Origin of the sequence: Piscinibacter sp. XHJ-5, from assembly GCF_029855045.1 — a bacterium.
GTDB lineage: Bacteria > Pseudomonadota > Gammaproteobacteria > Burkholderiales > Burkholderiaceae_C > Albitalea.
In genome coordinates, this window is record NZ_CP123228.1 from 5,874,068 (window position 1) to 5,895,565 (window position 21,498).

Here is a 21,498-nt window from a genome sequence, read left to right on the forward strand (position 1 = left end):
CGTTGCATGACGATCCAGCGTCGAGACGAAAAGCGGCTCTGGCACCGAACACCACCCTGACCGATGTTTGAAGACCGCACCTACAAGAGGACCTTCTACAGCGCGCCGCAATCCGTGACGTCGCTGGTGGCGGCATTCCTCGAGCCAGCGATCACGGTCTTCACGTTTCTCGGCGCCAACTGGGTCCTCGAGGAGCCGGTGACACGGGCGGAGCTCACCCTGTGCCTGCTGGTCTTCGCGCTGACCTTTCCGGGTCGCAACCGCTTTCGCGACAACCTCATCGCTGCCGGCGTCGACATCGTGTCGTCCTGGGTGATGCTGATCGGCATCCTCGCGCTGTGCGGCTATGCGACACGCAGCCTCGGCTACTTCGAGGAGCAGGCGCTGTTCACCTGGATCTTCCTCACGCCGGTGCTGCAGTGGGTCGCGGTGTGGGTCGGGCAGCGCGTGGTGCGCTTCACCGCCTCGCGGGCGGACGCGCGGCGCTCGGCCATCGTGGTGGGCGCTGGCTCGCTGGGCGTCAAGGTGGCACGGGCGCTGTCCGACGCCGAAGACCACGGCATCGACTTCGTCGGCTACTTCGACGACCGCACCGACGACCGCGTTCACGAGGCAGCGATCCGCCAGCGCCTGGGCGGGCTGCGGGACGTCTCGGAGTACATCCGGCTGCACGGCATCCGCGAAGTGTTCATCACGCTGCCCCTCGGCTCGCAGCCGCGCATCGTCGAGCTGCTCGAGCAGGTTCAGGGCACGACCGCCTCGCTCTACTTCGTGCCAGACGTCTTCGGCATCAGCATCATCCAGGGCCGCCTGCAGGACATGAACGGCGTGCCGGTCGTCGGCATCTGCGAGACGCCCTTCACCGGCACCAACGAGCTGGTCAAGCGGGTGAGCGACATCGTCATCGCCAGCCTCATCATCGTGCTCATCTCGCCGGTGCTTCTTGCGCTGGCGATCGGCGTCAAGCTCAGCTCGCCCGGGCCGGTGATCTTCAAGCAGAAGCGCAACGGCCTCGACGGCGAGGAGATCACGGTCTGGAAGTTCCGCTCGATGACCGCACAGGACAACGGACCGGTCGTGCGGCAGGCGACGAAGAACGATCCGCGCGTGACGCGCTTCGGCGCATTCCTGCGGCGAACCTCGCTCGACGAGCTGCCTCAGTTCTTCAACGTCCTCCAGGGACGCATGAGCATCGTCGGACCGCGGCCGCACGCCGTGGCCCACAATGAGGAGTACCGGCGCATCATCAAGGCCTACATGGTCCGCCACAAGGTCAAGCCGGGCATCACCGGCTGGGCGCAGGTCAACGGTCACCGGGGGGAGACCGATACCATCGAGAAGATGCAGGCACGTGTCGAATACGACCTCGAATATCTGCGGAACTGGTCCCTCGGACTCGATCTGCAGATCATCGTGCGTACCATCCGCCTCGTGTTTTTCGACCGGAACGCTTATTGAGTCAGCGTCGCGGGCCAGGCCTGCCGTCGAACAGATCGTTCATCTTTCCGGAGAGAGATCCATGCCTACAACAAGCCGCCTCCTTTCCCGAGCCACTTTGAAGCCGCTCGCCGTCGCCGCGTCGCTCGCCGCCGCCTGCATGGGCGCACAAGCGCAGCAGCAGCCCTGGTACGTCGGTGCCGCGCAAGCCTTCACCCACGACAGCAACGTGTTCCGCCGACCCGGCGCGGAGCAGAGCGACACGATCTCCAGCACCAGCCTGTTCGGCGGCCTCAATCTCACCCCCGGACGGCAGCGCGTGTACCTCAACGGGCGGATCTCCGACAACCGCTACAGCGAGCTCAAGCAGCTCAACAACACGAGTCACTCGCTGACCACCGGGCTCGAATGGCAGACGATCGAGCACCTGTCCGGCAGCCTGCGCTACAACAGCCGCCAGGCGCTCAACGACTACACCGTCGTCGGCTCGCCCGAAGTGAAGAACGTCGAGAAGGCGCAAGCCGCATCGGCCAGCGTGCGCTGGGGCGTCACCTCCGCACTGGGGATCGAAGGCAATGTCGAGAAGCGCAAGATCGACTACTCCGTCTCGGATGAGCGCGATACCACGCAGGACGTCGCGTCGCTCGGCGTGCGCTGGGGCGGCGGCGGGCAGCTGGCGCTGGGCGTCACGGCACGCGCCTCGAAGAGCGAGACGCCGCTGTACCGGCCACTGCTGCCGGAAAGCATCTTCGGCCAGGTCTTGCTGGGTCCGCTGGAGCCCGACGAGGGCGATCGCCGCGATCTGGACTTCACCGCCACCTGGACGCCATCCGGCCTCAGCACCATCAGCGGCCGCATCAGCCTCACCAAGGACGACCACACCGCGCCCAGCCGTTCCGACTTTTCCGGCGTCACCGGCGCAGTGACCTGGGACTACCAGCCCACCGGCAAGACCAAGATCCGCGCCTCGCTGGTCCGCGACACAGGCAACGAGGCGTCCTTCCTGTCCCTGACGCAGATCGGCCTGTCGGGCTTGCGCACCGACAACAACCGCCTGAACTGGGTGGCGCTGCTCGGTGCCGACTGGGAGGCCACGGCGAAGATCCTCGTCAACGGCACGGTCCGCTACATCCGCGGCACGCTCGACACCGTGACCGGCACCAGCTTCAACAGCAACACCAGCCGCCTGGATCTCGGCGCACGCTACCTCGCCACGCGAACCATCACGCTGGGCTGCAATGTGGCGTACGAACAGGGAAGCTCGGGCTCGTTCCGCGGCAACACCGCCGGTTGCTACGGACAGATCGTCATTCCATGAGCGCAGCGACCATCCTCCTGACGGGTGCGACCGGCTACATCGCCTCGCATACCTGGCTGTCGCTGCTGTCGGCCGGCTTTCGCGTCGTGGGCATCGACGACTTCTCGAACAGCTCGCCGCGGGTGCTCGAACGGCTGGCCACGCTGGCCGGCCAGACGCCGGTGTTCGAGAAGGTCGACGTGTGCGACGGCGCGTCACTCGACCGCGTGTTCGAGCGCCATGCAGTAGACGCGGTCGTCCACTTCGCGGCCTTCAAGGCGGTCGGCGAAAGCGCGCAGAAGCCGCTGGCGTACTACGCCAACAACGTCGGGGGGCTGATCAGCCTCATGCGCGCCATGGAGCGCCACCATCGCCGCGTGGTGGTGTTCAGTTCCAGCGCCACCGTCTACGGCCAGCCCGAGGCGCTGCCCATCCGCGAGGACGCGCCGCTCTCGGCCACCAACCCGTACGGCGCGACCAAGCTGATGGGCGAAAACATCCTGCGCGACGTGGAGCGTGCCGATCCCGCGTGGAAGATCGCACTTCTGCGCTACTTCAACCCCGCGGGCGCGCATCCCAGCGGACTGATCGGCGAAGACCCGCACGGCGTGCCCAACAACCTCATGCCGTTCATCACGCAGGTCGCCGTGGGCAAGCGGCCCACGCTGCGTGTCTTCGGCGACGACTACGACACGCCCGACGGCACCGGCGTGCGCGACTACATCCATGTCGTCGACCTCGCCGAGGGCCATGTGGCGGCGCTGCGATACCTGCTCGATCAGCAGCGGGGCATCACCGCCAACCTGGGCACAGGCCGAGGCTACAGCGTGCTGGAGATGGTCCGCGCCTTCGAGAGGGCGAGCGGCCGCCCGGTGCCCTACGAGGTGGCGCCGCGTCGTCCCGGCGACGTCGATGCCGTCTATGCCGATGTCGAGCTCGCCCACCGTCTTCTCGGATGGCGGGCCACGCGTGACCTGGATGCCATGTGCGCCGACAGCTGGCGCTGGCAGCACATGAATCCGAACGGCTTCGAACCCGTCCCCACCCCGGTCACGTCCGTATGAGCTCCATCCCAGTTCAGCCCGTCATCATGGCCGGCGGCAGCGGCACGCGGTTGTGGCCGCTGTCGCGCGCGCAGCATCCGAAGCAGTTTCTCGTGTTGCAGGGCAACCGCAGCCTGTTCCAACAGGCCGCGGCGCGCCTGTCCGACCTGCGCTGCGACGACATCGACATCGCGGCGCCTTGTGTGGTGGGCAACGAGGAACACCGCTTTCTCGTCCTCGACCAGCTGCGCGAGCTGAAGGGTGTTCCCGAGGCCACGGTCGTGCTGGAGCCGATGGGTCGCAACACCGCGCCCGCGATGACGCTGGCCGCGCTGCTGGCCACGGCCAAGGGCGGCGATCCGGTGCTGGTCGTCACGCCGGCCGACCAGACGGTGACCGACGAGCAGGCGTTCACGCAGGCACTGCAGCAGGCCGTGCGCATCGCCGCCACCGGCGCCATCGCGATCCTGGGGGTCACGCCCGACCGGCCGGAGACCGGCTTCGGCTACATCCGCGCAGCCGCAGCCGCGGGCAGCGAAGCGGCCAGCCGCGTGGCCCAGTTCGTGGAGAAGCCCGACCTCGCCACCGCGCAGCGCTACCTCGCCGGGGGCGACTATTACTGGAACAGCGGCATGTTCGTTGTCCGTGCGTCGGTGTGGCTGAAGGCACTCGAGACCTTCCGCCCCGACATCGCCACCGCGACACGCGCGGCGTGGCAGACCCGAACGCTCGACGCGAGCTTCGTGCGTCCGGGCCGCGCCGAGTTCACCGCCATTCCGAGCGAGTCCGTGGACTACGCGGTGATGGAGAAATGCCCCGGGTCCGCCTTCGACATCCGCATGGTGCCGTTGGCCGCCGGCTGGTCCGATCTCGGCGCCTGGGACGCGGTGTGGCAAGTCAGCGAGAAGGACGCCGCCGGCAACGCCTGCGCCGGCGACACCTTCGTGCGCGACAGCCGCAACACGCTGGTGCACGCGACCAGCCGGCTGGTGGGCGTGCTGGGCCTGGCCGACGTGGTCGTCGTCGAGACGCCCGACGCGGTGCTGGTGGCCGATCGCAGCCGAAGCCAGGACGTCAAGCACATCGTCTCGCACCTCGACGGCCAGGGCCGCAGCGAGCACACGCTGCATCGGCAGGTGCACCGCCCCTGGGGCTGGTACGACAGCATCGATTCGGGATCACGCTTCCAGGTGAAGCGCATCATGGTGAAGCCGGGCGCCTCGCTGAGCCTGCAGAAGCACCACCACCGCGCCGAGCACTGGATCGTCGTGTGCGGCACTGCGGAGGTGACCAACGGCGACCAGGTCATCTTGCTGACCGAGAACCAGAGCACCTACATCCCTGTGGGCACCGTGCACCGCCTGGCCAATCCGGGCAAGGTGCCGCTGGAGATCATCGAAGTGCAATCAGGCAGCTACCTCGGCGAGGACGACATCGTCCGCTACGAGGACACCTACGGCCGAGTCCGCTAGCGGCTGAGCCCGCCGTCGACGGGCTCAACCCGGGCTCGCCGCCGCCCCGAGTCCGCTCAGCCGCATGCGGTCGCGCGCCGGCACGGCCTTCAGCAGATCGGTGATGAAGGCGTCCTGCATCTGGAACGCACGCTGCGTGGACTCATCGATCGAGGACACGCGAAAGAGCAAGCCGTCCGGCACCTGGCCTGTGAGGCCCAGGCGGATTTCGACCAGGCGCTGCTCGAACTTGCTCTTCACCGCGGTGTCGCCCATGGTGAACCAATAGGTCACCGGCTCCTGGCGCGGACCGAGGACGGTGTTGAGCCGCCGCGCTGCGATGCCGCCGAATGGGGTGGCCAGCTCGGCCGGATCGTTGCTGAGCAGCTTGAAGCCCTGAGCGGGATAGCAGACCTCCGGCTTGTGCGCCTGCAGGTCGCCGCGCTGCTCGTCGCCATAGGCCAGCGCCAGCATCACCCGGTAGCCCTGCCCGTTGACATAGGTTCGCGAGAGGATCTGGCTGTACAGCTTGTCGAGCAGTTCCTTGGTCTGCGGATTGACCACCTGGGCGCTCGACTGCGGCAGCAGCCGCCAGTCGCCGAACTGCTTCGGGACCGTGTCCTCGAGGATGTAGCGCGGTGCCGATCCGGGGGGCTTGGCGGTCGGCCTGGCGGCGATCCCGCCGACCGCGGCGAGGGCCATCAGGCCCGCCAACACGATGGAAATGCGCACGCTGCTCATGGCAAGGCTCCTCTGGTGCTCGATGGATTCTAGGCGTGGGTCAGCACGCGGCGATCCTGGGCCCCGTGCGCATATCGAAGGTCCCCCGTAACGGCCAGTTCATTGGCACCCTCTGTGAGCGACTGCTGTCAGTCTTGTAAAAAGTTGCTTGGCCTTGCTGTAAAACATACACACGACAGCGCCGTGATTTGTCCGATGTATGCAGTTTTTGGGCTGGTATGAACCCTGCGCCAGTAGGGTTGCGTCCGTTCGTGGCGCCGCCGTCCGATGTGCGGGCGGCAGAGCAGATCGAGGGTTCATGTTCCAGCCGCGCATTCCCGCTGTCCCCAACAGCACCTTCTCGCCTGTCCTGACGACGGCGATGGAGCGCGCGTCGGTCTTGAATCGTTTTCTCACACAAGTGTTCTTCTCGTCACAAGCGCCGTGTCAAGGCCAACGACGAGCCACCGAAAGCCCCATCGACACCTGGTGCAGCGCGCTCCGACCCCGTCGGACAACGCCAGGCCGCAGTGTTCCCCGCGATTCCACGCATCCGCGTCACGCCGACCCCGTCGGTTCACTCGCTTCACGCACTGCAAGTCACCGTCCGTCCGGCCGGTGTTTGCAACCCTCCCTCGAGTGACACATGACCATGCCGCACCTCAGCGACAACGCGCTGCCGTTCCGATTCACCTTCTGCCTGCTCGCCGCAGCCATCCTCACCGCTTGCGGCGGCGGCACCTCCGCTGACCCTTCCACGGACGTTCAAGCGGAGGAAGCCGTGCAAGCCGGCGACACGGCCGCCGGCTTCGGCGACAGCGAAATTTCCACCGACAACGTCATTGCCGCCGCGGAGGCCGCCACACCCACCGCGGAGGCGCTCGGCGCCACGGCGGTCGCCGGCGTCTCGATGGACGCGCTTGCCGTCAGCGTCGACGTGGCCCTGGCGCCCGCACGCGCCCTGGGCGTGTCCAGCGATCGGGTCAAGACCACCGGCGAGATGCCGCCGTCGACCAACATCGGCGCTTTCCGCACCAGCTGCAAGCCTTCGCACATGGCGGCCGACGATCCCATCGTCTACCCCAACCAGCCGGGTCGCTCGCACCTGCACACCTTCTTCGGCAACACCGGCACCGACGCCTACACCACCGCGGACAGCCTCGCCAACACCGGCAACTCCACTTGCAGCGGTGGCACGATCAACCGCTCGGCCTACTGGGTGCCGACGATGATCGACACGGCGACCCGCAAGCCGCTGCAGCCGCACAGCGCGATGATCTACTACAAGACCGGCTACAACGGCATCCGGCCGCAGGATGTGCAGCCGTTCCCCGAGGGACTGCGAATGATCGCCGGCAACGCGAAGAACGCCACGCCGAAGGGGCCGTTCCAGTACAAGTGCATCGGCAAGGGCTCCGAGTACATGGTCGGCAAGACCATCCAGAACTGCCCGGTCGGTGCGCGGCTGTGGGCGGTGGTGTTCTTCCCGCAGTGCTGGGACGGCGTCAATCTCGACTCGCCGGACCACAAGAGCCACATGAGCTACACGGTCAACCGCGCCTGTCCGAAGACGCACCCGGTGCCGCTGTCGGAGATCACGTTCAACATCATCTACGACGTGACGGAAGCGAATGCGCCCCTGCGCTGGCGCCTCTCGTCGGACAACTACGACCGCTCGCTGCCGGCCGGCTACTCCGCACACGGCGACTGGTTCAACGGCTGGAAGCAGGACATCATGAAAACCTTCGTCCAGAAGTGCAACCAGGCCGCCAAGGACTGCCACGCCCACCTGCTGGGCGACGGCCGCGCGATCTTCTGACGCTGCACCCCAGCGGCTCAGGATCGCGATGGCGATGCCTCCCACCCAGCCCGGCCGCATCGCGCGCCGGGCGTTTCTCGTCAGTGGCGCAGCAGCGGCATTGATGCTGCGCCGCGACCGTGCCATCGACACGGCCCCCCGCGGCGCCTCTTTGGCGCAGGTCGAACTCGAGCAGGCGGCGCGCAAGGTCGAGTTGTGCAGTTCCGCCAACGCGGCCGGCGTCGGCCTGCGAGGTGAATACTTCCCCGAGGAAGGCTGCCGCGGCGTGCCGCTGCTGGTGCGCCTGGACAGCTCCATCGACTTCGACGCGTCGCTCGACTGGCCCCCCGACCGCGCTGGCGAGCGGCCACTATCGGTACGCTGGAGCGGCTGGATCAAGCCGGCATTGGCGGGACGCTATCGCTTCCATGCCGGCGCCGACCATGCGCGTGTGCTGGTGGCGCGCCAGCCGATGGCCGGTGCCGGCGCCGATGCGCAGGCGCAGATCGAGCTCGCGGCGGGACGCTACTACCCGATCACGGTCGAGCTCGACCGCATCGCAGGCGCGAACAACCGCATCCGGCTCGAATGGACCGCCCCGCACGGGGCGCGCTTCGCCGTGCCGCGCGCCCTGCTCTATCTGCCGACCGACGCGGTCCCCGCGCGCCGCGCCTGAGACAGCTTTTGTTGCGAGTGACCCGGAACCCCGCGGCGCCTTGCGCCCTCTGACCGGCATCGCCACGATCGTGTTGCGCCGCGGGTCGCGGCACGGCCTGCTCCATGATGAAGAACCGCCTTCACCGACCGCGGATGCGCCTGCTGCTTTGCCTGGCCGCAGCCTGGCCCGCGCTCGGGACGGCGCAGCACGCTCACGATCCTTCAGCCGGCGACGTCGCCGCCTTGCACGCGGGACACGGACCCCGGATCGATCGCCTGAAGCTTGCGGCGCGGCTGCCGGGGGCCGTGAGCGAACGCGTACGCGCCACCGCCGAGCAGCCCCAACCCGGCGACCAGGGCGCCTTTCGCACAGTCTGCGGCTTCTCGCACATGGCCTTTGACGATCCGCTGGTGTTCCCGGGACAGCCCGGCAAATCGCACCTGCACGTGTTCTTCGGCAACACGGCGACCGATGCCTACTCGACGGCCGACTCCATCGCCAACAGCGGCGGCTCCACCTGCCGCGGCGGCATCGTCAACCGCAGCGCGTACTGGGTGCCGGCGACGATCGACATGCGCACCGGCGCGGCGCTGAAGCCGGCCGGCGCGAACATGTACTACAAGAACGGCTACAACGGCATCGGACCGGACGACGTGAAGCCCTTCCCCAAGGGCCTGCGCATGATCGCCGGCGATCCGACCAACAGCTCCACCAAGGGTCCCTATCGCTTCGTGTGCCAGGGCCGGGGCGTGGACACCAAGGCGCATCGCGACATACCCGAGTGCCCGGTCGGCAGCCAGCTCAACGAGATGGTGTTCTTCCCGCAATGCTGGGACGGCAAGAACCTCGATTCTCCCGATCACAAGAGCCACATGGCGTATCCGGTGAATCGCCGCTGTCCCGCCAGCCACCCGGTGGCCATTCCGGAGATCACGTTCAACATCCTCTACGACGTCACCGAGCCGGGGATTTCGCGCCACTGGCGGCTCGCCTCCGACATGTACGGCGAAGACCTACCGGGCGGGCGCTCCATGCACGGCGACTGGTTCGACGGGTGGAAGCCCGCGATCCGCGATGCCTGGGTCAAGGGATGCAACCAGGCCAACCGCGACTGCCATTCGCACCTCCTCGGCGATGGCCGTGCGATCTATTGATGCGCCGAACCGTTTGTTTCCCGGGGGGTCTTGATGGTGTGCACCGGGCCCCCTAAACTGGCCGCGACTTCACGTCAGACCAACAAGCGCATCGCCGACCACCGGCGCCGGCGCGCACAGCACGCGAGAGAAGGGGCAAGCATGCCGGCCGCGCGGCCCGATCCGCGCGACGCGTGAACACGAGCTTCTGCCACTCCGACACGTGCCCATCACCACACCACCCCCCTACCGCTTCGGGTTCATCCTGAACACCACGATCGGGAACATGACCCGGTACGTGAACCTGCGCAAGTACGCCGAGCGAGATCCCGATGTCGAGTTCACCTGGGTCCCGGTGAGCCATTGGGCGCCGCGCGAGACCCGGCTCGCGAAGTTGATCCCCCAACCGATCCACTTGCGCGCCGCCGTGCTGCGTCAGGCCTGGCCCGGCCTTGCCGCCCTCTCGCGCATGGACGCGGTGATGGTGCATCTGTTCGAGGCCGAGCTGCTGGCGCTGCTGCGAGGCTTCGTGCGCTCGCGCCCGGTGATCGTGAGCAGCACCGACGAGGCGCCGATCGGCGACGAGGCCAGCTACCCGCTGTACCCGCGCGACATGCTGAAGTCTCGCGCGCGCATGCGCATGCGCCTGGCCATCGACCGGTGGCGCGCGCGGCACGTCGACCTGCTGATGCCTTTCTCGCAGTGGGCCGCGGACATCTTCCTCGCCGAATGCCCGGTCGATGCGGACAAGGTGCGGCCCATGCACGTGGGACTCGACCTGGACCAGTGGACGCCGGGCGAGCCGCGCACCGAGGAGAACGGGCGCTTTCGCATCCTGTTCGTCGGCGGCGACTTCGAGCGCAAGGGCGGCCACCTGCTGATCGACGTCTTCCAGCGACACCTGGCCGAACGCGCCGAGCTGCACCTGGTCTCCAACCAGGCGCCGGCCGAGGTGCCAGCCCACGTGCACGTGCACCGCAACCTGAAGCCCAACGATCCCACACTGATCGACCTGTACCGCACGTGCGACGTGTTCGCCGTGCCCACCACCGCCGACCTGGTGCCCTGGGCGTACCTCGAGGCCATGGCCATGCGCTGCCCCGCGATCGGCACGGCCGTCGGAGCGATCCCGGAGCTGATCCCCGACGGGCGCGCCGGCTTCGTGATCCCGCGCAATGACGGGCAGGCGCTGCGCGCTGCCCTCGAGTCGCTGATCGACGATCCGGCGCTGCGCCAGCGCATGGCGCACGAGGGACGGCAGCACGTCGAGATGCACTACAACGCCGCGGTCAACGTGCCGCGCATCCTGCGCATGATGAAGGGCCTGGTGGACAACCAATACGTTCGGGCGGCGCGCCCGCTGCAGTCATGAGCGCGCCGGGCAGTCCGATCGGCCGCGCGAGCCCTCTGGAAAGCACGTTGCGCGAGTTGCGCGACACCGAGCTGCTGTACTGTCCGAATCCGGGCAACGCGGGCGACGTGTTCATCACCTGCGCCACCTACCAGCTGCTGGACCGGCTGGGCTGCCGCTACCGGCTCATCCCGATCGACTCTCCCGCCGAAGCCACGCGGGGCCGCGTCGTGCTCTACGGCGGGGGCGGCGCCCTCGTGCCGCTCTACGGCGCCGCGACCCGCTTCATCGATGCCCACCACGCGAGCGCCGCCAAGCTGATCGTGCTGCCGCACACGATACGCGGCAACGAGACGCTGCTCGCCGCCTTGGGCGGCAACGTGCACCTGTTCTGCCGCGAGATGCCGTCGTTCGAGCATGTGAAGCGGCATGCCGCGGCAGCGCGTGTCGACCTCGACGACGACCTCGCGATCCACTTCGACTGCGAGCGCGCGGCGCGCGAAGCCGAGCAGCGCTTCTGGCCGTTCGTGTCGACGCCGGGACTGGCCTGGCGCAACGCCAAGCGCGCGATTCGCGGCATACCGGCCCTTCTCGCCGGCCGTGCCGAACACCGCCTCACCGCGCTGCGCACCGACACGGAGAAGACCGACATCGGTCTGCCGCGTGGCAACGTGGACCTCTCGAATGTCTTCAACGTGCGGCTGCTCGATCCGCTGCACAGCCTCGAGGCGACGTGGCGGATGATGCGCTTCATCGACCGCTTCGACAGCGTGACGACGAATCGCCTGCACGTGTGCATCATGGCCGCGCTGCGCGGCAAGCGGGTCGACTTCCTGCCCAACAGCTATGGCAAGAACCGCGCAGTCTACGAGCAGTCGATGGCGGGCCGCTTTGCCAACGTGACCTGGTGCGAGAGCACGCCGCCGCTGCCGACGACAACGCCGGCAGCGTCAGTCTGAGGCCCGTCTAGGCGGCGCCGACGGAAGCCGGCACGTCCGGCAGCGCGGCGATCAGCTCGCGGTACAGCGCCTCGTGCGCGTCGAGGTAGTGCGACCAGGAGAAGCGCGCCGACAGGCGCGCGGCGCGCTGCGCCATGAGGTTGTCAGGCAGCGACGCGTCCAGCAGGGTTCGCATCGCGTCCGCCAGCTGCGCTGGGCTTCGCGGCGAGACGGTGCGCGCAGCGGCGTCATCGGCGCCGATGAGCGCGATCGCTCCGGTGTCGGTGCCCACCAGACGCGGCACGACGGCAGCCGCCTCGATGTAGGCGAGGCAGAACCCCTCTTCGTGCGACGGCTGCAGATAGAGGTCGGCGGCGCGCAGGATCGCATCCTTCTCGTCGTTCGACGGACTGGGAGTGACCTCCACGTGCCCGCGCAGATGCAGCCGCTCGATCGAGCGCTCGAGAAAGCGCAGGTAGCTGCGATCGCGCACCTCGCCGAGGATGCGATAACGCAGCCCCGGAAACGCCTCGCGAAGTTGCGCGACGGCGGCCACCGCATCGTGCTGCCCCTTGGTGTGCGCGACGCCGCCCATCGTGACGATCAGCGGATCGGCCGGCTGCGGTCGGATGCGCACGCCGCGGTCGACCGGGCCGCAGCCGAAAGGAATCGGCGTGACGCGTTGCGGCGCACAGCCGTAGCGCACGACGGTGCGTCGCATGGCCTCGCTGTGCACGATGACGCGGGGCATCTCGCGCCATCGCATCAGCATCTTCCAGGCAAGCGTGTTGGCCGCGAAGCGCACGAAGCGAGCGCCGTAATGCAGGGCTTCGTTGCCGTGCAGCGCGTTGAGCTTGCGCTCGTACGGCGGCAGCGAGTGGCAGGTCAACGCCCAGGCGTGTCCGGCCAGCACACCGGCCAGGGTGCTGATGCCGCGCGAGCTCATCGCCATCACGTGCACCACGTCCGGCGCGAAGCTGTCGAGGGCGGCGGTCAGTTCCTGCGTCAAGCGCTCGCCGACCGGCAGCGTGAGCGGCCAGTGGCGGGCGGCCTCGGCGCCCGGCGGCGGGACGTCGCCGGCCAGCGCCACCGCGTGGCCGCGCGCTGCAAGGCCACGCACGAGGTGCACGGTTTCGACCGGCACGCCGCCGCGCATGTAGCCGCTGCAATCGCTGACGATGAGGACCCGCATTCAGGCCGCCCGCGCCGATTCGATGTCGCTGCCGCGAGCACCGTGACAAGCCTCGCGGTACAGCGCCAGCATGCGGTCGACCTTGACTTCCCAGTCGTAGTCGCGCAGCGCCTTCTCGCGTCCATGGCGTCCCATGCTGCGCCGCAGCTCGGGTGAAGCGGCGAGCCGCACCATCGCATCGGCGAGGCCGCGCACCAGCGCCGCCCGGTTCGCGGGGCGCACCAGCACCCCGCAGCGCTCGTCGAGGTAGTCGAGCGGCCCGCCCCATGCGGTGGCGATCACGGGCTTGCCCATCGCCATCGCTTCGAGCACGACCGCGCCCCCGCATTCGAGCAGGCTGGGCAGCACCAGCACGTCGGCATCGCGCAGGCGCTCGGCGCACGCCGATTGCGGCAGCCAGCCCGTGAAGCGCACCCCCTCGCCCGCCGGCGTCTGCGGCACGGCGGCGATGCACAGGTGATGGGCCAGGCGCTCGAGCGAAGCGCGCTGGACGCCGTCGCCGATGATCACCAGCCCCATGCGCGCGCGCTGCGACGCGACGCGAAACGCCTCCAGCAGCACGTCGACCGCCTTCCAGTCGACCAGGCGGCCGACGAAGGCGAACAGCGGGACGCCGTCGACGCGCTCCGCGGGCGCCTCGTCGCGCCACAGCGAGAGGTCGACGCCGTTCTCGACGAGCTCGACCACGCGCGGGCACACCCCCGCCGGCAGCGCGTGGCGGGTGCGCGCGTTGGCGACCAGAAGGGTGGCGGCGCGCCGCTTGCCCGGCATCAGCGCGTTGAGGACGGCGGCGCTCCAGCGCCCCACGGCGAGCAGGCTGCGCTCGGCACGCCCGCGGTGACGCGCGAAAGCCGGCGGGTACTCCATGCCGCCGTTCATCGGCCCGATGAGCACCGGCACGCCGAAGCCGAACATCATCGACGGCTCGCGCGGCGACACGGGCATTGGCTGGTGCACCACGTCGATGCCGTGCTGCTGCACCAGCTCGCGCACGACGCGCCGCTGCGCGAGCTGCGTGGCGAAGCGCGACACGAAGCCGACGGTGAAGTAGGCGATCTGCGCCGGCAAGCGCTGCGCGATGCGCCACATCAGGCGGTTCAGCCGCGTGTCCTCGATGTAGCGGATGCGCGTCTCGCCGGGAAAGAGCGTGTTCAGCTCGTCGCGGGTGCGCGCATGGGTCACGAGCCACACGGCTTCGCCGCGAGCGCGCAGCACGCGGAAGTAGTGCAGCGGCAAGGCCGCCTCGCCGCCGAAGCGCGCCGATGCGTGCTCGGAAACGATCACCACCTTCAGCCGCGGATCGGCGCTCATGCCACCCTCGCCGGAATGCCGACTGCCGTCGCGCCCGCCGGCACGTCGTGCACCACCACCGCGTTGGCGCCGATGCGGGCGTGCTCGTGCACCGTGACAGCGCCGAGGACCTTCGCGCCGGCGCCGATGTCGACGTGGCCCTCGATGGATGGCACGCCGCCATTGGCCACGCCGATCGTGACTTGCTGGAAGATGAGGCAATTGGGACCGATGCGCGCTTCGGGATGGATCACGACGCCGTTCGGGTGCGGCAGCAGCAGCCCGCCCTCGATGCGGCAATCGACCGGGATATCGGCGCCCGTGACGACGCTCCAGAAGCGATGGCGCAGCGCGGCCCATTTGCGCAGCAACACCGCCCACGGCGCTCGCGATGCGCGGGCCCGCGCGTGGGCGCGGATGCTGGCGAGCAGCGAGCGCGAGGGGATCCAGGCGAAGAAGGGCTTGGCCTCGCGCGACCAGTCGGGCACCTTCGAGGAGATTGCCGGCGTGACGGGCGGCAGCAGCTGACGCAGGTCGTCAAGCATGGGCGCCTCGTGCGGGTCGCATCAGATATCCGGCGCCATGCCAGCGCAGATGCCGCGCGACACGCGCCGGCGCATCGACGAGCGTCATGCCGAGCGGAAAGGCGCGAGGCGCGATCGTCAGCAGGCCGACGAACGCGCTGTCGATGTGGGTCACTTCGCGCAGCACGCAGCACAGCCGAGGCGCGCCAGCGTCCACGGCCTGTGCGAGCGCCTGGCGTAGCGGCTGCAGGTTGGACCGCGCCCAGGCCCCCGTGAGCGTGAGCGTGCAGGTGTCCCCGGCGAGCTGCACGGCGACGGTCGCAGCCGCCAGCGCCGAGTGGCTCGGCCGGCGAACCAGCGCCAGCGGCAGAACCCGCGTCACCAGCAGCCGCAGCAGCACCGCGCCGTCGCCGGCATAACGGCGCCACAGCGACGGCTCCTCGACGACGCGCCACAGCCACTCGAGACCGAAGCGCTGCAGCAGCCGCGGCGCGCGGCGCACGGTGCCGGCGGCGAAGTTGACCACCGCGCCGAGGTGGCAGCGCACCGGCACGGCGAGCTTCGCGCGGTTGTGCTCCAGCCACGCCTGCCCCTTCTTTGCGCCGAGCGCCGCCACGAGGAACTGGGCGCCGCTGGCATTGATGCGTGCAATGCGCTCGGCGCCGCTCATCTCGGCGATGCTGCCGAAGCCGGGCGAGTCGAAGCCGGCGCAGCGCAAGCCGCGCGAGCTCGCGTTGACCCGCTCGCAGGCGGCCTGGGCGGCGCCGTCCGGTCCGCCGAAAAAGAACACCGACAGCGGCGGCCCTAGGTGCCTGTCGAGCGCCTCGAAGAGGTCGGCACCAGCCACCCGCTCGCGCAACGGAAGGCCGAGCAGGCGTGCCAGCCACACCAGCGGCATGCCGTCGGCGAGGCTCATGTCAGCGTGCGTCACCGAGTCGCGAAACGCCGGGTCGTCCAGCGCACCGACGAGAAAATTGAGGTTGGGCGTCGCGATCATGCAGGTCTTGTTCGTGAAGGCGGCGCTGCGCACCGCGTGCACCGCGCCGGCCAGGTCGACAGTGTCCAGCGGCAGGCCGAGCAGGCACACGACGTCGCGCTGGAAGTCGACAACCTGCGGAGCGGCGGCCGCGGCCGCTCGCCATTCACCGGGGCTTGTCATCACGTTTGGTCCGCACCCATTCCACCTGCCGATGCCCGAACAGCCGGGCATAGATGGGCAGCTTGCCCAGCACATAGAGCGGCACGCCGAGCAGCTCGCGCAAGGAGACGATGCGCCGCGCGTGTCCCGCCCAGGCCAGCAGCACCGCCACGCTCAACAATGCGACACCCGCGGCTGCCAGCGCCAGCGGCACGGCATGGCCGCCGAGCAAGGCGAGCAATGCGCCCAGCGCCAGCGCGCCCGACAGCAGCAGCACCAGCGCGGCCAGCGGCGGCACGCAAAGATCGAGGACCATCGCCCCCAGCCCCACGCGGCCGCGTGTGAGGGCCAGTCCCAGCAGCCGCGGCGCCTGCGTCGCGATGACGCCCAGGTGCCCATGCTCCCATCGCGTGCGCTGCGCCGCCAGTCCCGCCGCCTGCTCGGGAAAGACGCTGGTCACGCAGGCCTCCGGCGCGAAGACCGGCGGCGATCCGGCAGCGGCGAGGTCGAGGCCGAGCTGCAGGTCCTCCACCAGATGGCCGGAGGCGAGCGGCGCGCTGCGGATCAGCCTCCAGGGAAACGCCATGCCGGTGCCCATCAGCTGGCAAGGCCAGCCGGCGCGGTACCAGCCCAGCGGACGCACCTGGTTCTTCACGACCCAGGCGAATTCGGCGATGCGGGTGCGCAGCCCCGCGCCCGGCGGCGACTGCATGAGGTACAGCGCCTGCACCGGCCGCTGCTGCGCCAGGCATTCGCGCGCGAGCCGGTCGACGGCGCCGCGCTGCACGGCGCAGTCGGCATCGATGATCAGTACCACCTCCGGCGGATCGTCCGCGAGCCGCTCCACGCCGAAGGCGAGCGCATAGCCCTTGCCGCGCAGCCGGGCATCGGTGCGAACCGCCACCTGGGCACCGGCCGCGGCCGCCACTTGCGCCGTGTCGTCGCTGCAGTTGTCGGCCACGACGAGCACACGATCGCCGGGGTCGAGCTGGGCGGTCACCGTGGCCAGCGACGCCGCGATGCCGGCCGCTTCGTTGTGCGCCGGCACCAGCACCGCCAGCCGGGGTCGACGGGCCGGCAAGTCCGCCGCCGGGCGGTCCCCCGCCGCAAGCACCACCTGGACGAACAGCACCATCACCGGCACCAGCAGCAGCAGCACGACGGCGGTCAGCGCCGTCGCGAGCCCGAGCAGCACGGCGCTCATGCCGCCAGCGCCGGCCGTGCCGCCGGCATGCCGAACCAGGCGGCGAGCTTGGCCGCCTCGGTGTCGATGTCGTGGCGCTCGAGCACGCGCTGGCGCGCCGCTTCGCCCAGGCGCGCCAACGTGTCGCTGCTGCTGCGCAGGCAGTCCTCCAGCGCGGCGGCCAGCGCGTCGACGTCGCCGGCGGGCACCAGCCAGCCGTTCTCGCCCGGGCGCACCAGCTCGGGAATCCCCGCCACCTGCGTGGCGACCACCGGCCGGCGCAGCGCCATCGCCTCCATCAGCACGACGGGCAATCCCTCCGCGAAGCTCGCCAGCACGACGGCGCGGGCAGCCAGCATCTCCTCGCGCACCTGCATGCTGCTGATCCAGCCGGTGATGCGCACCTGCTGGCGCAGGCCCGCGGCGGCCACGGCAGCCTCCACTTCGCCGCGCATCTCGCCGTCGCCGGCCAGCACCAGCTCGAAGCCCACGCCGCGCTGGCGCAAGCGCTGCGCCGCCTGCACCAGCAGCAGCTGCCCCTTCTGCTCGCACAGCCGGCCCACGCACACCAGGCGCGTCGCACCGGGCGGGGCGCTGGCCGGCACCGCATGGAAAGCGGCTTCGATGCCGCAATGCGCCACGCGGATCTTGGGCCAGTGCGCATGCTCCACCCATCGGTAGAGCTGGCTGCGTCCGTACGAGCTGATGGCCACGGCGAACTCGCAGCGGCGCAGCTTTTCACCCAAGCCGAGGAACTGCGGCCGGTCGAACTCCTCCGGCCCGTGCACGGTGAAGCTGTAGGGCGGTCCGCCGAGCTCGTGCGCCAGCATCGCGACCTCGGCCGGGTTGGTGCCGAAGTGCGCATGCAGGTGCTGGGCGCCCGACGCGCGCAGCCAGCCGACGACGCAGCAGGCCTGGGCGAGGTACACCAGGTGATAGGCAAGCGGCCGGTCGGCGCGGCGTCCCATGCGCCAGGCGAGCGCCAGCGCCCGGCCGAAACGCGCTGGCGACGCCGTCAGCGCGCGCAGCACCGGCATCAGCAGCGCGCCGATGCCGTCGCGCAGCAGGTATTGCGTGCGTTCGCGCTCGCGCAGGTCTTCCGGATCCACCAGCTCGCCGTCCCAGCCGCGCACGGCGATGCGCTGCACCGCCACGCCCTGGCGCTCGAGCGCGAGGATCTCCCGCCGGATGAAACTGTGGCTCACCTTCGGATACTGGTTGACGAGATAGGCGACGTGCAGGGTCATCGGCTCACTTGTATTCGATCAGCCGCGCGCCGCCGCCGCGCAGGCGCGACAGTGCGTAGCGCAGCTCGCCGAGCGCTTCGGCGAACTTGCCGAGCACGAGGAAGAAGGCGCGCGCCAGCCGCGTGCGAGCGGGGCCGGCCTCGCGTCGGTACAGGCGCAGCATCTGCAGCGGATAGGCCGCCGCCAGCCACAGCGCGAGCGGTCCGAAGGCCAAGGACAGCAGAACGATGGCGAGCGGCAACAAGAGTCCCCAGGCCAGCGCGCTGCGCGACTCGCGGACCCAGTGCCGCTCGGGCGGACGACCATGCAGATGGGCGCCTTCGGCGAAGGCGAAGCCGGCACGCACGGCGCGGCGCCACCATTGCGAGAAACGCGTCATCGCTGCGTCGTGCCACGCCATGTCGGCCGGCAGCCTCCAGACCGTCCAGCCGGCCGCCCGCAGGCGCACGCACAGCTCGGGCTCCTCGCCGGCGATGAGGTCCTCGCGGAACCCGTCCACCGCGGCCAGCGCGGCGATACGCATCATCGCGATGCCGCCGACCGCCTTGGTCTCGCCGGGCGGCGTGTTCCATTCGATGTCGCACAGCTGGTTGTAGATGGAGCGCTCGGGAAAGCGCTCGCGCAGACGGCCCGCCACGGCCGCGACGCGGTCGTGCGACTCGAGGTGCGCCTGCGCCACTTCCAGCCAGCCCGAGCGGACCTCGCAATCGCCATCGACGAACTGCACCAGGCGCGCATCGGCTGCCAGCTCCCGCGCGCGACGCCAGCCGGCATTGCGCGCGCGCGCCGCGGTGAAGGGCGTGCGCAGGTCGAGCTCGACGACATCGGCGCCCACGCTTCGCGCCAGCTGCTGCGAACCGTCGCTCGATCCGGAGTCGACGTAGACCACCCGCGTGCCGGGCAATGCCACCGATGCGAGGCAGCGTCGCAGGCGCTCGCCTTCGTTGCGTCCGATGACCACGACGGCGAGCGTCGACATCGTGGTCCCTTTCAACGCGTGGGACACGTGGCCCACTGCGTGTGGCGGAACAGCGACCAGGTCGTGTTGACGTGCTTCCAGTACGCCCGTGTGCCCGCGATGTCGCGCCGCTTCACCACCCACTTCAGCGCCAGGTAGGCGTCGGCGAAGGCGGTCAGCGCCAGCGCGGCCCACACGCCCAGCGCGCCGTGGTGCTTGCGGAAGAACAGCAGCTCGCTCTCGATCTGCAGCGCGGAGATCTGCCGTCCGGACTCGGTGACCTCGCCGACCACCTTGGCGCTCTCGCCGCCGAGGTGCACCACCGTGGTGTCGGCGTAGTAGTGCACGCGCCAGCCAGCCTGGCGCACGCGCTTGCAGTGGTCGACCTCCTCGCTGTAGAGGAAGAAGCGCGGATCGAACAGCCCGACGCGCTCGACCACCGCGCGTGGCATCAGGTAGTAGCAGCCCGGCACCCAATCGCAGTCCTGCGACAGCGCCGGGTTCCAGCGCGGATCGTCGATGCCGCGCACCCACGGGGCGAACCGCGCGAGGCCGGTGCGCAGCAGGAAGGCGTTCAGCGGCGTGGGGAAGCGCCGGCACGACGCCTGCTGGCCGCCGTCGCGGCCGACCAGCCGCACGCCCAGCACGCCGCAATCGGGATGCGCCTTCATGTAGGAAAGCGTCTTGGCCAGCGTGTCGGGCGCCATGAAGGCGTCGGTGTTGAGCAGCAGCACATGCGCGCCGCGAATCAACGGAATCGCCTGGTTGTTGGCGCGACCGAAGCCGACGTTGGTCTCGTTGGCGATCAGCTCGACATGCGGATAGCGTTCGCGGATCAGCGCGGCCGAGCCGTCGCTGGAGGCGTTGTCGACCACGACGATCTGCAGCGACAGGCCGCCCGCCGCCGCCTGCACCGACTCGAACAGCGGCGCGAGCAGCTGTGCGGTGTTGTAGCTGACGATGACGATGGTCAGGTCGGGCGTGTTCATCGGCGCGCCTCCCCGGCCGCTTCGAACACCGGCGCCAGGTCGTCCAGCGCCGCATCGGCCTCGATGTAGCGGTGCACGGCTTCGAAGGCCTGGGCGCAGATCTCGCGGCGGCGCTTGTCGTCGGCAAGGATTTCGCGCAGGCGGTCTTCGTAGTCGGAGCAATCCCACTCGATCGGGATGTAGGTCTCGCCCGGCACGAAGACCTCAGGCGCGAGGCGCACATGGTCCATGCGCGGCTTGATCAGCAGCGCGCCGCAGGCGATCGCCTCGTAGTCGCGCCAGCACACCTCGCCATAGCCGAAGGGGCTGAAGCACACCTTGCTCGCCGCCAGCTCGTCGTAGAACCGCGACTGCGACACGCGCCCTTCGGACACCGTGCGCACGCCCTGCACCGCCAGCGCCGCCTGCCTGGCCTCCTGTCGCATCCGCTGGTACCAGTCGACGCCGCGCGTGGCGATGCGGGCATGCACGTCGATCGGCCGGTCGGTGCGCGGCAGGCGGCCGCGGAAGCGGTCGATCATGCGCGGGGACACGCAGAAGTTCGACCCGATGACCACCTTGTCGCCGAAGCCCTGGGGCACCTCGAAGCGGAACTGCGGCTTGTCGATGCCGTAACGGCGCGCGAAGTGGTCGGTGAGGTTGGTGTCGCCCACGGTCGTGCGGCCGTACTGCGAGAAATCGGTGAACACCTGCTTCTTCACGTAGCAGTCCACCCACGGATCGAGCACGGCGGCGTAGCGCAGGTCGAGCGGCGCGAAGAAGTCGAGGTAGGTCAATGCCGCCTCGGGGAACACCTCGCGCAGCCTGCCCAGCAGCGTCTGCATCTGCCCGTCGGACAGGTCGAAGCCGGTCTGGAAGGCCACCCACCGCACCTGGGGGCAGATGGTGCGGTCGGCGTCGGCCTCGAAGTCCTGCAGCGCAATCTCGAACAGCCGCGCGCCGTGGCGCTGCGCGATGTCGTCGGCGTACAGGTGGAACGGATAGACCTGCGTGTTCGACAGCTCGTGCTCGACGTACACGACGACGAAGTTCGCCTGCGGCGGCAACTCCGCGCAGCGCTTCACCCGGCGCAGGCGGCGCGAGAGGATCCAGCCGACCTGGCGGCCGAGGGCCGAGACGCGGCTCATCGACAGCATGCTGGGGTGCTCCGT

19 protein-coding genes are annotated in these 21,498 nt (G+C 69.5%); 9 read left to right on the top strand and 10 right to left on the bottom strand.

The window, feature by feature from the left end:
* Positions 1–63 precede the first annotated feature (63 nt).
* From P7V53_RS27785 to P7V53_RS27800, 4 genes are all read left to right on the top strand, one after another.
* On the top strand, positions 64–1,458 hold the full coding sequence (locus P7V53_RS27785; RefSeq protein ID WP_280152725.1) for an undecaprenyl-phosphate glucose phosphotransferase: 1,395 nt from the start codon (positions 64–66) through the stop codon (positions 1,456–1,458).
* 97 nt (positions 1,459–1,555) lie between these two features.
* On the top strand, positions 1,556–2,755 hold the full coding sequence (locus P7V53_RS27790; RefSeq protein ID WP_280152726.1) for a hypothetical protein: 1,200 nt from the start codon (positions 1,556–1,558) through the stop codon (positions 2,753–2,755).
* Positions 2,752–3,798: a UDP-glucose 4-epimerase GalE gene (gene galE, locus P7V53_RS27795; RefSeq protein WP_280152727.1), complete on the top strand. Its 1,047-nt coding sequence runs from the start codon at positions 2,752–2,754 to the stop codon at positions 3,796–3,798. The genes P7V53_RS27790 and galE overlap by 4 nt, the downstream gene beginning before the upstream one ends.
* Positions 3,795–5,249, top strand: coding sequence for a mannose-1-phosphate guanylyltransferase/mannose-6-phosphate isomerase (locus P7V53_RS27800; RefSeq protein WP_280152728.1), 1,455 nt, complete (start codon positions 3,795–3,797; stop codon positions 5,247–5,249). The genes galE and P7V53_RS27800 overlap by 4 nt, the downstream gene beginning before the upstream one ends.
* Before the next feature lie 24 nt (positions 5,250–5,273).
* Here the strand turns inward: P7V53_RS27800 and epsI are convergent, their stop codons facing one another.
* Positions 5,274–5,969 (bottom strand): exosortase-associated protein EpsI, B-type, encoded by a 696-nt coding sequence (gene epsI, locus P7V53_RS27805; protein ID WP_280152729.1) that lies wholly within the window; start codon positions 5,967–5,969, stop codon positions 5,274–5,276.
* Between the two features lie 625 nt (positions 5,970–6,594).
* On the opposite strand from epsI, the gene P7V53_RS27810 reads away from it, so the two are divergent.
* From P7V53_RS27810 to P7V53_RS27830, 5 genes are all read left to right on the top strand, one after another.
* Positions 6,595–7,767 (top strand): DUF1996 domain-containing protein, encoded by a 1,173-nt coding sequence (locus P7V53_RS27810; RefSeq protein WP_280152730.1) that lies wholly within the window; start codon positions 6,595–6,597, stop codon positions 7,765–7,767.
* Between the two features lie 28 nt (positions 7,768–7,795).
* On the top strand, positions 7,796–8,422 hold the full coding sequence (locus P7V53_RS27815; protein ID WP_280152731.1) for a PA14 domain-containing protein: 627 nt from the start codon (positions 7,796–7,798) through the stop codon (positions 8,420–8,422).
* 134 nt (positions 8,423–8,556) lie between these two features.
* On the top strand, positions 8,557–9,558 hold the full coding sequence (locus tag P7V53_RS27820; protein WP_280152732.1) for a DUF1996 domain-containing protein: 1,002 nt from the start codon (positions 8,557–8,559) through the stop codon (positions 9,556–9,558).
* A 265-nt stretch (positions 9,559–9,823) separates the two neighbouring features.
* Complete coding sequence (locus P7V53_RS27825) at positions 9,824–10,909, top strand: glycosyltransferase family 4 protein (protein WP_280152733.1); 1,086 nt, start codon at positions 9,824–9,826, stop codon at positions 10,907–10,909.
* Positions 10,906–11,847, top strand: coding sequence for a polysaccharide pyruvyl transferase family protein (locus P7V53_RS27830; protein ID WP_280152734.1), 942 nt, complete (start codon positions 10,906–10,908; stop codon positions 11,845–11,847). The genes P7V53_RS27825 and P7V53_RS27830 overlap by 4 nt, the downstream gene beginning before the upstream one ends.
* A gap of 7 nt (positions 11,848–11,854) precedes the next feature.
* Here P7V53_RS27830 and P7V53_RS27835 read toward each other — a convergent pair whose 3' ends face one another.
* The 9 genes from P7V53_RS27835 to P7V53_RS27875 are packed head-to-tail and all read right to left on the bottom strand — an operon-like array spanning position 11,855 to position 21,474.
* A complete protein-coding gene (locus tag P7V53_RS27835) occupies positions 11,855–13,018 on the bottom strand; it encodes a glycosyltransferase family 4 protein (RefSeq protein WP_280152735.1) in 1,164 nt (387 codons plus the stop codon).
* Positions 13,019–14,329: a glycosyltransferase family 4 protein gene (locus P7V53_RS27840; RefSeq protein ID WP_280152736.1), complete on the bottom strand. Its 1,311-nt coding sequence runs from the start codon at positions 14,327–14,329 to the stop codon at positions 13,019–13,021. It lies immediately after the preceding gene.
* Positions 14,326–14,853, bottom strand: coding sequence for a serine acetyltransferase (locus P7V53_RS27845; RefSeq protein ID WP_280152737.1), 528 nt, complete (start codon positions 14,851–14,853; stop codon positions 14,326–14,328). Before P7V53_RS27845 ends, P7V53_RS27840 begins: the two co-directional genes overlap by 4 nt.
* Positions 14,846–15,991: a WecB/TagA/CpsF family glycosyltransferase gene (locus tag P7V53_RS27850; RefSeq protein ID WP_280152738.1), complete on the bottom strand. Its 1,146-nt coding sequence runs from the start codon at positions 15,989–15,991 to the stop codon at positions 14,846–14,848. Before P7V53_RS27850 ends, P7V53_RS27845 begins: the two co-directional genes overlap by 8 nt.
* A complete protein-coding gene (locus tag P7V53_RS27855; RefSeq protein ID WP_280152739.1) occupies positions 15,975–17,174 on the bottom strand; it encodes a glycosyltransferase family 2 protein in 1,200 nt (399 codons plus the stop codon). Before P7V53_RS27855 ends, P7V53_RS27850 begins: the two co-directional genes overlap by 17 nt.
* The gene (locus P7V53_RS27860) at positions 17,171–18,400 is read right to left on the bottom strand and encodes a glycosyltransferase (RefSeq protein ID WP_280152740.1); all 1,230 of its coding nucleotides are present in this window, start codon (positions 18,398–18,400) and stop codon (positions 17,171–17,173) included. Before P7V53_RS27860 ends, P7V53_RS27855 begins: the two co-directional genes overlap by 4 nt.
* Positions 18,401–18,404: 4 nt before the next feature.
* A complete protein-coding gene (locus tag P7V53_RS27865; RefSeq protein WP_280152741.1) occupies positions 18,405–19,379 on the bottom strand; it encodes a glycosyltransferase in 975 nt (324 codons plus the stop codon).
* Positions 19,380–19,390: 11 nt separating this feature from the next.
* The gene (locus P7V53_RS27870; protein WP_280152742.1) at positions 19,391–20,347 is read right to left on the bottom strand and encodes a glycosyltransferase family 2 protein; all 957 of its coding nucleotides are present in this window, start codon (positions 20,345–20,347) and stop codon (positions 19,391–19,393) included.
* Positions 20,344–21,474 (bottom strand): glycosyltransferase, encoded by a 1,131-nt coding sequence (locus tag P7V53_RS27875; RefSeq protein WP_280152743.1) that lies wholly within the window; start codon positions 21,472–21,474, stop codon positions 20,344–20,346. Before P7V53_RS27875 ends, P7V53_RS27870 begins: the two co-directional genes overlap by 4 nt.
* Between the last annotated feature and the right edge of the window lie 24 nt (positions 21,475–21,498).